General features: G+C 41.9%; 11 protein-coding genes, 1 tRNA gene and 1 pseudogene. 5 read left to right on the plus strand and 8 right to left on the minus strand.

Features of this window, described 5'->3' with window-relative positions:
• The coding region (locus BP896_RS02335) for a hypothetical protein (protein WP_291765251.1) at nucleotides 1-447 on the plus strand (447 nt) is incomplete at its 5' end.
• 278 nt (nucleotides 448-725) lie between these two features.
• Here the strand turns inward: BP896_RS02335 and BP896_RS02340 are convergent.
• Together BP896_RS02340 and tnpA are read right to left on the minus strand one after the other, a co-directional pair.
• Nucleotides 726-2,534 (minus strand): ribosome biogenesis/translation initiation ATPase RLI, encoded by a 1,809-nt coding sequence (locus BP896_RS02340; RefSeq protein ID WP_291765253.1) that lies wholly within the window; start codon nucleotides 2,532-2,534, stop codon nucleotides 726-728.
• 44 nt (nucleotides 2,535-2,578) lie between these two features.
• Nucleotides 2,579-2,906: pseudogene (tnpA, locus tag BP896_RS02345) on the minus strand (IS200/IS605 family transposase); the annotation flags it as partial.
• Nucleotides 2,907-3,085: 179 nt separating this feature from the next.
• On the opposite strand from tnpA, the gene BP896_RS02350 reads away from it, so the two are divergent.
• The gene (locus BP896_RS02350) at nucleotides 3,086-3,808 is read left to right on the plus strand and encodes an ABC transporter ATP-binding protein (RefSeq protein ID WP_291765255.1); all 723 of its coding nucleotides are present in this window, start codon (nucleotides 3,086-3,088) and stop codon (nucleotides 3,806-3,808) included.
• A gap of 51 nt (nucleotides 3,809-3,859) precedes the next feature.
• On the opposite strand, the gene BP896_RS02355 is transcribed toward BP896_RS02350, so the two are convergent.
• From BP896_RS02355 to BP896_RS02365, 3 genes are all read right to left on the minus strand, one after another.
• Nucleotides 3,860-5,047 carry an MFS transporter gene (locus BP896_RS02355; RefSeq protein WP_291765256.1) on the minus strand — a complete coding sequence of 396 codons (1,188 nt, stop codon included), beginning with the start codon at nucleotides 5,045-5,047 and terminating at the stop codon, nucleotides 3,860-3,862.
• Nucleotides 5,044-5,592 carry a class IV adenylate cyclase gene (cyaB, locus tag BP896_RS02360; protein ID WP_291765258.1) on the minus strand — a complete coding sequence of 183 codons (549 nt, stop codon included), beginning with the start codon at nucleotides 5,590-5,592 and terminating at the stop codon, nucleotides 5,044-5,046. The genes BP896_RS02355 and cyaB overlap by 4 nt, the downstream gene beginning before the upstream one ends.
• An 81-nt stretch (nucleotides 5,593-5,673) precedes the next feature.
• Nucleotides 5,674-5,781, minus strand: a tRNA-Pro gene (locus tag BP896_RS02365).
• A gap of 381 nt (nucleotides 5,782-6,162) precedes the next feature.
• Between BP896_RS02365 and BP896_RS02370 the strand changes: the two genes are divergently transcribed.
• The 3 genes from BP896_RS02370 to BP896_RS02380 are packed head-to-tail and all read left to right on the plus strand — an operon-like array spanning nucleotide 6,163 to nucleotide 7,720.
• Complete coding sequence (locus BP896_RS02370) at nucleotides 6,163-6,747, plus strand: DUF998 domain-containing protein (RefSeq protein WP_291765260.1); 585 nt, start codon at nucleotides 6,163-6,165, stop codon at nucleotides 6,745-6,747.
• Nucleotides 6,748-6,780: 33 nt separating this feature from the next.
• Nucleotides 6,781-7,176: a hypothetical protein gene (locus BP896_RS02375; RefSeq protein ID WP_291765261.1), complete on the plus strand. Its 396-nt coding sequence runs from the start codon at nucleotides 6,781-6,783 to the stop codon at nucleotides 7,174-7,176.
• A 1-nt stretch (nucleotide 7,177) separates the two neighbouring features.
• The gene (locus BP896_RS02380) at nucleotides 7,178-7,720 is read left to right on the plus strand and encodes a CDP-2,3-bis-(O-geranylgeranyl)-sn-glycerol synthase (protein ID WP_291765262.1); all 543 of its coding nucleotides are present in this window, start codon (nucleotides 7,178-7,180) and stop codon (nucleotides 7,718-7,720) included.
• 99 nt (nucleotides 7,721-7,819) lie between these two features.
• Here BP896_RS02380 and BP896_RS02385 read toward each other — a convergent pair whose 3' ends face one another.
• The 3 genes from BP896_RS02385 to BP896_RS02395 form a co-directional block, all read right to left on the minus strand.
• Nucleotides 7,820-8,842 (minus strand): homoserine dehydrogenase, encoded by a 1,023-nt coding sequence (locus tag BP896_RS02385; protein WP_291765264.1) that lies wholly within the window; start codon nucleotides 8,840-8,842, stop codon nucleotides 7,820-7,822.
• Between the two features lie 19 nt (nucleotides 8,843-8,861).
• Complete coding sequence (locus BP896_RS02390) at nucleotides 8,862-9,059, minus strand: hypothetical protein (RefSeq protein WP_291765265.1); 198 nt, start codon at nucleotides 9,057-9,059, stop codon at nucleotides 8,862-8,864.
• A gap of 97 nt (nucleotides 9,060-9,156) precedes the next feature.
• Nucleotides 9,157-9,765: a histidine phosphatase family protein gene (locus tag BP896_RS02395; protein WP_291765267.1), complete on the minus strand. Its 609-nt coding sequence runs from the start codon at nucleotides 9,763-9,765 to the stop codon at nucleotides 9,157-9,159.
• Between the last annotated feature and the right edge of the window lie 451 nt (nucleotides 9,766-10,216).

A 10,216-nucleotide genomic window follows, 5' to 3' on the forward strand; every position in this document is an offset into this window, starting at 1 on the left:
AAAATATGGCAGGAAATTAGAGATATTAGAATTGAGCTTAAGAATCTTAGGTCAACTTATGGTGGCTTATCTAGGAGCGTTGGATTGCTTCTTGAGAGAGATGCTAGGCATTATTTACCTGAGTGGATTAAGAGGAATCTTGGCCTTAATGTTGATAAGTTAAGTAGATTCGCTATTAGGAATGTTATTGAAGTTGATGGTTATGCTGAGGTTGATGGTAAGGCTATTGTTGTTGAGATTAAAGCAACCCTTAGGTTTAATGATGCGGTGAATTTTGTAGCTGTTAAATTACCTAAGTTAAGGGAATTGAAAGGCAATATTGAATTAATACCGCTTATAGTTTACATTAATGAAGATGAGGATACTGGCGAGGCTATAGAGTATGCTAAGAAGAATGGTGTTAAGGTGCTTAAGCATTACGGTGAAGATGAATTTGAGGAGGCCTAAAGGAAAGCGAAACCTCCTAATTGGATTATGGAAACCTTAATTTTACGTAATAGTTTACCTACTTAACATGGTGTTAAGTAATGGTAATTAATTAAGGTAGGGCTTAAGTGGAGTGGGTTTTAATCCTCAATGTGGGATGTTATTGTAGTGTTGGTGTGCGGTGAGCCTAATAGGCAATGAACCCCAGCTCACCCAAATACCAGCAGTAGGTTATAAATAATGTAGGCTCCAGGAACAGAACTCCGCCATTCAAGACAAGGAGCCACCAGCGTAAATACCTATCCCTTTTCAGTAACGTAATAGTAATATTCACCAATCTCCCTTTGAATTCTATCCATTACTGAATCCTTCTTATTAATCCTTGGCCTACCGTTATGTGCATCCCTCCTGAATGTTATGTCCTGTGCCTTGAAGAAGATGTTCATGCCTTTCCTTAGGTCAATGGGTGGATTAGCAATACCTAATTTACCTGGCTCACCTTCAAACACCATTACTGATGAGCTCACGTAATCAAGCATGGTTACATCATGCTCAATGAATAGCACTGTAGCCTCCCTCTCCTCGGCTAGCCTTGCAATAACCCTAGCGGTCCTAATTCTCTGCTCAATATCTAAGTAGGCCATTGGCTCATCAAGCACGTATAGTTCAGCATCCTTAAGTAGGGATGCAGCTATCATAACCCTCTGAAGCTCACCACCACTCAATTCCCTGAGGTTCTTATCCATTATTGGCGTTAGGAGTAAGCCACTGGCTAAATCGGGCCAGTGGGGCTTCTCCCTATAGTCTACGCCAGCTATCTTACCTATTAATGAGGAGACCGTTAATTCAGGGTACTTAACGGCAATATCCCTTATGTACTGGGGCTTGTAACTTATCCTAACTATACCATAAGGTATTACTACACCCTCATCAGGCTGAAGTTCATTCACCAGTATTCTGGCGAAGGTGGTTTTACCAATACCATTAGGCCCAAGTACACCAACAACCTCACCCCTCATTAATTGACCTGACTGTGCAATTAGCTTAAAGTCGCCGAGATTCTTACTTACATCACTCCACTCCACTAAAACCCTCTCCTTCCTAACTTCCCTTGGTGGTGGAGTTGACTTGAATGTTATAGCCTCCCTCCTAATTAGCATGTTTTCACTGGCTAAGTAACCTTTAAGGTACTCATTAATCCCCTCCTTAGCACCCTTAATACTTGAAACTATACCGTAGGCTCCAGGCTTACCGTAAAGTATCACAACTAAGTCGGCTAAGTAATCCAGTACCGCTAGGTCATGGTCAATTATTAAAACATACCTATTGTCTGAGGTTAATTCACTAATAGCCTTAGCTACCCTAAGCCTCTCCGTGACATCCAAGTGGGTTGTGGGTTCATCGAAAATGTAAACATCCCCACCCCTAAGGATAGCAGCTGCAATGGCTAGCCTCTGTAATTCTCCACCACTGAGGACGTTAATGTCTCTATCAAGTAGGTGAGTTAAATTAAGCTTACCAGCTACTTCAAGCACTTTACTCTCATCCCCATTAATCCTCATTAAGGCCTCCTTAACCTTACCCTTAACCACCATGGGTATTAACTCAATGTACTGCGTCTTATGAATAACCTTAAGCCTACTACTGTAAAGCATAGTGAAGTAAGTTTGAAGCTCAGTGCCCCTGAATCTCCTTATTACTTCATCCTTACTACCACCGCTTGAGCATAGGTTAGGTATTATTGAGCCAGCAAGTATGTTGGCTATAGTCGTCTTACCGAGGGCGTTTTGGCCTATTACACCAATTACCTTACCTTGCTTGAGCATAGGTAATTTAAATAACTTGAAGCCACTTGGCCCATACTGATGAACACAATGCTCATCAAGCTCAGAGGGTAGGTTTATTATTGTTATTGCCTCAAAGGGGCACTTCCTCACGCAGATACCGCAGGCAGTACATAAGTCAGTTATCACTGGCCTATTAAGTTGTTCATCAAAGTATATAGCTCTCTTACCTGTCCTAACCACAGGGCAGAATCTAATACACTCTTGGCTACACTTCCTAGGTTGGCAAAGATCCTTATCAACCACGGCTATTCTAGTTGGCATTCATAATTGGCCCAGGCCCTTGGTTTTTATTGCTTTGCACCCCCTTACTCCAAATGATTAAAACTAAAACTGATCTCCTCCCCTCTCCAGCCCCTCACCCACTGCTCCTCAATATACTTCATACTAATCACACCACTGGAAACATGCTCAACTGTGGCTACGAAATAACTCCTAGCCCATAGTTTTCCTTTAACCTCTTTAACCTAAGTAGACCTACCCTTAAAGTAGTTGGTGAAGTATGATGAAGCATAACGTGGGGCAATTAACAAATAAGTGAATATGATTCGGCATTACATCCATCACCAATACCTCACACCCCAACTCCTCAATAATCTGCCTTAACATCCCTTTAGTGCATTCCACTACGCTACCTATCTAAGATGCTTCCACATACTTGGGTATCTATTATAAAAACTCCATCAGAATCTCTGACCCTAATCACCCATCATATACCAGCGTGCTCATCACTAAGAGGATAGGGGTATTAGGGGTAAATTAAGTATTCCTCATGCTATGCGGTAAGTATTTAACAATACTTATAAGTACTGGCTGTGAAATGCATAGATGTTAAGGGTTTAGTGAAGTCTTTTAATGGAGTAAGGGCCTTGAATGGATTATCATTCAGTGTGGAGTGTGGTGATTCAGCAGCTCTCCTTGGGCCAAATGGGGCAGGTAAGACAACCACAATGAGGATTATTGCAGGATTGCTTAGGCCAGATTCAGGGTTCGTTAATGTATGTGGCTTCGACGTTATTAAGGAACCTAGGAAAACTAAGTCTTGCCTAGGGTACTTACCTGAGGATGCTGCGCCATTTATGAACTTAACGGTGAGGGAGAACTTGGAGTATGTGAGTTTAGTAAGGGGGTTAAGTAATGTTAAGGATGCTGTGGAATGGGTTGCCCAAGCCCTAGGTTTAGGTGGGTTAATGAATGTTCAACCATCATTACTATCAAGGGGTAATAGGCAGAGGGTTGCCTTAGCAATGGCCATTATTCATAAGCCAAAAGTACTCCTCCTTGATGAGCCCTTAAATTACCTTGATATTCCAACTCAGGAAAATGTTATTGAGCTGCTATTAAATATGAAGAGGAATGGCACTACAATGCTCATATCCACCCACATAATGTCTGTGGCAGAGAGGTTAGCTAATAGGGTAATAATGATTAATAAGGGTAAGTTAATCTGGGAGGGCAGTATCAACGAGTTAATGAATTTAGTTAAGCCAGGGGAGAGAATTGAGGAGGCGGTGGCTAGAATGCTTAAGGAGGCTTAGCCATCCTTTAAGCAAACGAATTACTTAGATTGCTTGAATTAGAAATATTAACTAATTAACGTTGCCCCCCACTCTAAGCGACCTAAAGAATACATAGTAGAGTAACGGATCAAGCATTGATACTAAACCACCGGTTATCATTGATAATGTAAATAATGAGGCATTCATCATTACACCAGCTATGAAGCTACCTAAACTGTAGGGTAACCTTCTGGCTAAGCCAGTTACTGATAATCCCCTAGCCCTCTCATCACTGGTTATAACTTCCATAGACAAGGATTGCCTCATGGGTATTGTAACCATGTAGAGCGCTACCCTAGTTATGTAAAGTACTGAATCCACTATTAAATTGGGTATTATTGCCATGACTACGAATAAACCCACTGAAATAGCCCTAAGCACTGATATGGCCTTAACCCTACCCATCATCCTCTCTGCCCTATCAGCAAGCAGGGTGGAAACCATTGAAGCTAGGTATGAGGCCATGTAAATCATGTTTACGTCAAGCTCAGTGGCATGAAGGTAAAGCTTAAACCAAAGTGGGAGGAGTGGAGTCACCATACCTAACCCAAGGCTACCCAAGGAACCAGCAACCGCTATTTTAACCACTGGGCCACTTGACCTCCTTGGGAGTATTTGGCTTATTGAATTAACCTTAACCCTACCCTTATCCCTACTTACAATTAATAGAACCAGTAAGGATATTACACTAAGCACTGCGGATAACCTAAATAGAAGTAAGTCCCCTAAACCCATGCTGAGAAGTAAGTATGATGATGCTGCGCCGGCTAATGATGATGCTGTTGATGCTGCAGTGGTTATGCTGTAAACCCTAGTTCTTTCAACTGAATTCGTGTTATCAGCCAGTAATGAGGTTTGAAGTGGTGTGACCGGGCCACCGCCGGCACCTCCCCCTGGGCCACCACCCCCTGTGGTACCTAGTATTGAGGTTACGAATATTGCTATCTTATTGGTTGTAGTACTGTAAACCAGCATTGATGCGGTGAATAAGAATGACATAGCTATGAGGGTATCTCTCCTACCATAAAGGTCCCCTAGGAAGCCAGCAACCAGCACTAGTAGTGATGATGAGATCGCGTTAATCATGAAGTACAACCCTATTAACACTGGGTTAAGGCCTATGGACTTCAGGTAAAGGGGTATTATGAATGATAAGTACCCGAAGGAGAAGCTCCTAATTATCCTTGAAGCTACAAGGGCCTTGACATTCCTATTCATTTCCCCTCGCTTACCTTACTTAGAATGAGCTCTAAGTATGTTTTAGGCTCCACTGAATCTTCCTTAATCCCAAGGGTCTTCCGTGCAAAACCCATAATACTTTTCACTAGTTCACTAACCATACCTTGATCATTAGTTAAGGTTTCAATCTCGAGGAAGTTCCCTAATTCATTAACCTTATCCACATAGATTGTGTAATTACCGTAAGTGTACTCCATCCTCTCCTTCCTAATGACTGCAACCTCCCTAAAGCCAAGCGCCTTCAAGACGCTTATAGCATTGCTGGCTGAGTCAACATCAATATTGTACTCAACCCTAACCTTACCCTCACCACTTAATCTAGGACCCTTATACGTAATAGTTACCTTACCTGACCCATATAACCTAACCCTAATAGCCTCATCAGTCACTGCGAAATCTCTGCAGGGGTGGTTAAAGTAATGATCCTCCTCAACATCGCTACCCAAGTAGGTGGCGAAACCCCTTAACTTACCCACAATATCATTTACATCACTCACCCTAAACTTAACCTCAACCTCAAGCATATGCTACGCATTAAGTAGCCTAATTTAAAGGATACTATTAATCAGCGCTCAGAATTAACACATGGTTAAGGATCATTAATTTGGTGGGGCCGCCGGGACTTGAACCCGGGATCACCGGCGCACCGGGTCAATTCCAATACGGGGGTGGCCCCCCAGGCCGGCATCCTAGCCAGGCTAGACTACGGCCCCTATTGTTGACTTACCTGAAGCGTGGTTATTTAAGCTTTGGGTCCATGTTGAAGAATTACAATGATGTACTTAAGGCTTCATCATTCATAGTGGAGATAAGGCCTTAGGTTTGTTTCCCCTTTTATTAAATGCCTCCAGGAACAATAGGCTTGAACTGGCTGTAATTAATGATAACTACACTTGAGTGAAGGCATTAAACCAACGCTAGAGGGCTAACATGGTAAATACGCTTCTTTAAGATGGGGTAAGAAGTCATTTAAGGTTCCTAAGGTTCTCTGGATTTTCAGTTGATTAATGATTAAGGAAGGTTAAGGATTTCTTTACATTATCAATGCATAAAGCTCACTAATACTTTAAAGCATAAAGCTATAGTGAGTTTACGTGGTTTCAGTAAATAGTATCTTAACTTACATGGGTGTTGCGGCTGCCGTAGTGGCTTGGATAGTTATATTAATTAGTATTAAACTTAATCCTTGGTTTAGCATGTTTAGTAATGCTTTAAGTGATTTAGGTGGTCCTAATGCCAATTATCCATGGGTGTATAATTATGGCTTGGTTTTAACAGCTGCCTTAATGTTATTGTTCTCATTCTACTTATTGTTCGTTTCCAAAAACAAGGTTGAAGCAATGGGTGCGTCGTTCGTTGCTGTTGCCTCAATTTTCCTTGCATTAATTGGTATTTTCCATGAGGGCACGTATCCTCATGTTTTCGTTTCTGAATGGTTCTTCACTCAAATGGATTTAGCAGTCATTGTTTGGAGTATTGGCCTAATCATTAGTGGGAGGCTCAACTACGGTATACCGCTACTACTACTTGGCGTAATAGCCCCCATACCGGCACTACTTATTAAGTGGCCATCAACAGCAATACTTGAATCATACGGCATAGTGGTAATTGATGTATGGGCCATAGCCACAACCATACTAATTAGAGGCATACCCCCTAGGGTTAGCTGTGGAGTTTAATGCTTAAAAAGGTTAAGGGAAAAATGGTGAACCATGGCTGAGGCGGCTTATGCACCTTTAAAGATGGTGGTTTGCCCTATATGCAACTACATGGGTGATGTTAAGGGATTGAAGCTTGACTACACTACGGTACCTCAACCCACTGAGGTGACTTGCCCCAAGTGTGGGCAGAAGGTGCCTATTGAATCTATTGTAACACACATGAGGAAGCACCTTAAGGTTGGTGGAAAGAATTATACCTGCGATATTTGCCAAGCTAAGGTTCAAGGTGAGGGGCAGGCCATGAGGCATATTAAGGAGCACATGATTGCAGGTTTCAGGAAAGGTGGTGTAATGCTTTGGGTATGCCTAGCCTGTGGTAGGGTGTTTAAGTATAGGTCATCAGCCCTAGCGCATTTAACGGCATTTCACGAAAGGCCGATGAATTAACATGAATATTGGATTATTGGTTGCTCAGGCCTTGCTCATAATATGGCCACCCTACGTGGCTAATGCAAGCCCTGTTCTAGCTAGGAGGATTTTCAGGGGTAGGCTTCACCCCATTGACTTCAATAAGTCCCTTAGGGATGGTAAGAGGATTCTGGGGGATGGTAAAACCTATGAGGGGTTCATAATGGGTGTTACCTTAGGAACCTTAGGCGGCTACCTTGTAGTCTACATTATTGGTTCATTAACCACACCAGTACTCAAGTACCCTACTATGCTTGACTCCTTTGTAATGTCTGTGGCGGCGCTTTTAGGTGACATGCTGGGTGCCTTCATTAAGAGGAGGCTTGGGTTAAGGAGGGGTGAACCAGCACCATTACTTGATCAACTCGACTTCCTCCTAGCCTCCCTACTCTCCCTTTACTTAATTAACCCAAGCCTATTACCAGTTCCAGTGGCTGTAACTGCAATATTAATAACTCCCCCAATTCACCTAGCCACTAATACTGGCGCATACTTACTTGGCCTTAAAAATGAGCCTTGGTAAAGTTAAGGAGCGGTTTAATGCATAAACTATATCAGCCATGCGAGCCTTCTTCACCTTTCAGGACTCGAGATCCACATCACTCAAGTTACCTTAATGGGCCTAGCCCTTAATACGCTTTCCCATGGTTAACAATAAATCAGTATACTCAAGCAGGTCACTGAACATTACTTCAGCGGTTGCCTCAGCTGGGCCTGTGGGACCTATGACTGTTATTTCCCTCCCATCATTGAGCCTAATTATTAAGGCATTGTAGTTGCCTGTAATTGAACCAAGTACACTATTCACTGGAACCTCCATGGGCTTAACACTTATTACCCTGTTGGGTAAGTCTATTGAGGCCACTTGCTTAATCCTAACACCCCTCCTTGTGCTCTCCTTAACGTAATCATCATTAAGGTTCATTAATGATTGAACATTAACATTCCTTAAACTCACATTGAGGCCCAGTACATTAGCAAGTATGGTTGCCTTAGCCGCAGCATCCAAGCCACCTAAGTCTATTGAAGGGTCTGGTTCAGCAATCTTATCCTCAATAGCCCTCTTAATGGCCTCACTCATAGTTAATCCATTCTCCACGAGGGTTAATACATAGTTTGATGTTGCATTTAACACACCTTGAATATTTTCAACAACCCTACCCCTTAATCCCTTGATCAGTTGAATCACGGGTGTACCAGCCATAACCGTGGCCGTGAAGCCTAGGAAGACCCCCCTAGCCTTTGATTCATTAATTAACTCCCAGTAGGCTAAGGCTAAGCCTGTTTTATCAGCAGTAATTACTGACGTACCCTCACTCATCAATAGCCTATATATTGTTAGATTTGGCTCACCAGTACGATAGCTTGGCGGTATTGATACTACCGCAATGTCTGGTTTAAGTTTAATTAAGTCCATTAAATCAATTACCCTAAAATTAAACGCATTATATAGGCCTTTATTAACTAATTCCATGAGCATCCTACTGCTTATACATTTATCATTAATTAAACCACCCCTTGATGCAATTACACCTACTACGCAGGGTTCTAGCCCTAACCTGGTTAATTCAGCAGCTCTATTAATCAATACTTTTGTGAAGGATTTCCCAACATTACCAAACCCTACTAGGGCTATTTTAAGCATAATGCAAGGATTGCATTACTTAGTGCTTTAAAGGTTCACTCACTTGGTTTGCCTTCCTAATTGGAAGTACCTCAATCTTATGGGGTATTTTCGATATGGGGCTTAAGCACCTTGGGCATCTGCCACCCCAATACCTAGCCACGTCTTCGGCGCTTTTAGGTTTATCACCCTTATATAGTATGAAACCGCACCAGCGGCATACGTACTCAATGGCCATATGTTTACTGGTTTTAACTAATTTAAAAGCATTATCTTTAATTAGTAATATCTTAATAAATATTATACAATATTTCAATTGCTAAGAATAGAATAATTTATTTGCAGTTTAGAAAATTAAATGGCTTAATATTAACGAATAAGACCCTCCAATCACCCCACTCATCATCCTTAAAAACAGCTGACACTGAACCAGTATCAACCCTGATTCTATAAATATTACTTAGGCTTGAACCCATAAAGTGAACTATTAATGAAGCTATGGGTTGATAATGGGAAACCACCACAGTATCCTCCTTTACCTCATTAACTGCTTCAACCATTCTACCTAATACTGATTCAGCATATTCACCATCAGGTGGTGGATATTTAAGAGGGTTCCTTGAGTATTTAAGGAACTCAGGCCCTATGTCATTAATCTTCATCAGCTCCCACCTACCCATATTAACCTCCCTAACCCTCTCATCAATTGTTAACTCAGCCTTAATTTCACTGGCAATAATGCTGGCAGTTTCCCTAGCCCTAAGAAGTGGGGATGAAATAATCCTCCTTATCCCCTTAGCCGTATCCTTAAGAAACATTGCCGCACAAAATGCTTCCAACCTACCCCTATCAGTTAATGGCCCAACATTAATATCCCTACTCTGCAACACTCCCTCCCTATTTAATGTTGATTCACCATGCCTAACCAGGTAAATAGTAACCATGAGGTCACCAAGTCTAAACCCTATTAAATATTGTATTAATGTACTTAAAGCCTTGCCTTTCATGACGTAGGCTACGTAATCCTTGAGGATAATTAGCTATGTTTTGTTTTAATGCCCTCTTTAGATTAATACAGGAAACCGCAGTTACAAACCTTCATCCCTAAAAGAACAGGATAAAGCAATATTGCGGAAAGCTTATTTAAGCCAAGCATATAGTGGGTGTTAGCCCCGGTAGTATAGCCCGGTCAAGTATACGGCGCCGATCACCAATCCAAGGCTTTTTCCTCCTATCCAAACTAATTAATAATTTTATCAACCCCCACATGACCTAACTCAACTAGGTACCATCCCACCAATATTGAGTTTAAGGGGAAGACTTAAGTTAATAATGAGAAAACCTTAAAAGCCCAATAGCACCTTACCTAATGGCGGGGGTGCCCGAGCATGGTCA

This window comes from Caldivirga sp. UBA161, from assembly GCF_002506515.1.
Lineage (GTDB): Archaea > Thermoproteota > Thermoprotei > Thermoproteales > Thermocladiaceae > Caldivirga.

Excerpts from the sequence above, each read along its gene's own strand:
- BP896_RS02340 (WP_291765253.1), bottom strand. The coding sequence starts at position 2,534 with ATGCCAACTAGAATAGCCGTGGTTGATAAGGATCTTTGCCAACCTAGG.
- BP896_RS02355 (WP_291765256.1), bottom strand. The coding sequence starts at position 5,047 with ATGAATAGGAATGTCAAGGCCCTTGTAGCTTCAAGGATAATTAGGAGC.
- cyaB (WP_291765258.1), bottom strand. The coding sequence starts at position 5,592 with ATGCTTGAGGTTGAGGTTAAGTTTAGGGTGAGTGATGTAAATGATATT.
- BP896_RS02375 (WP_291765261.1), top strand. The coding sequence starts at position 6,781 with ATGGCTGAGGCGGCTTATGCACCTTTAAAGATGGTGGTTTGCCCTATA.
- BP896_RS02380 (WP_291765262.1), top strand. The coding sequence starts at position 7,178 with ATGAATATTGGATTATTGGTTGCTCAGGCCTTGCTCATAATATGGCCA.
- BP896_RS02385 (WP_291765264.1), bottom strand. The coding sequence starts at position 8,842 with ATGCTTAAAATAGCCCTAGTAGGGTTTGGTAATGTTGGGAAATCCTTC.
- BP896_RS02390 (WP_291765265.1), bottom strand. The coding sequence starts at position 9,059 with ATGGCCATTGAGTACGTATGCCGCTGGTGCGGTTTCATACTATATAAG.
- BP896_RS02395 (WP_291765267.1), bottom strand. The coding sequence starts at position 9,765 with ATGGTTACTATTTACCTGGTTAGGCATGGTGAATCAACATTAAATAGG.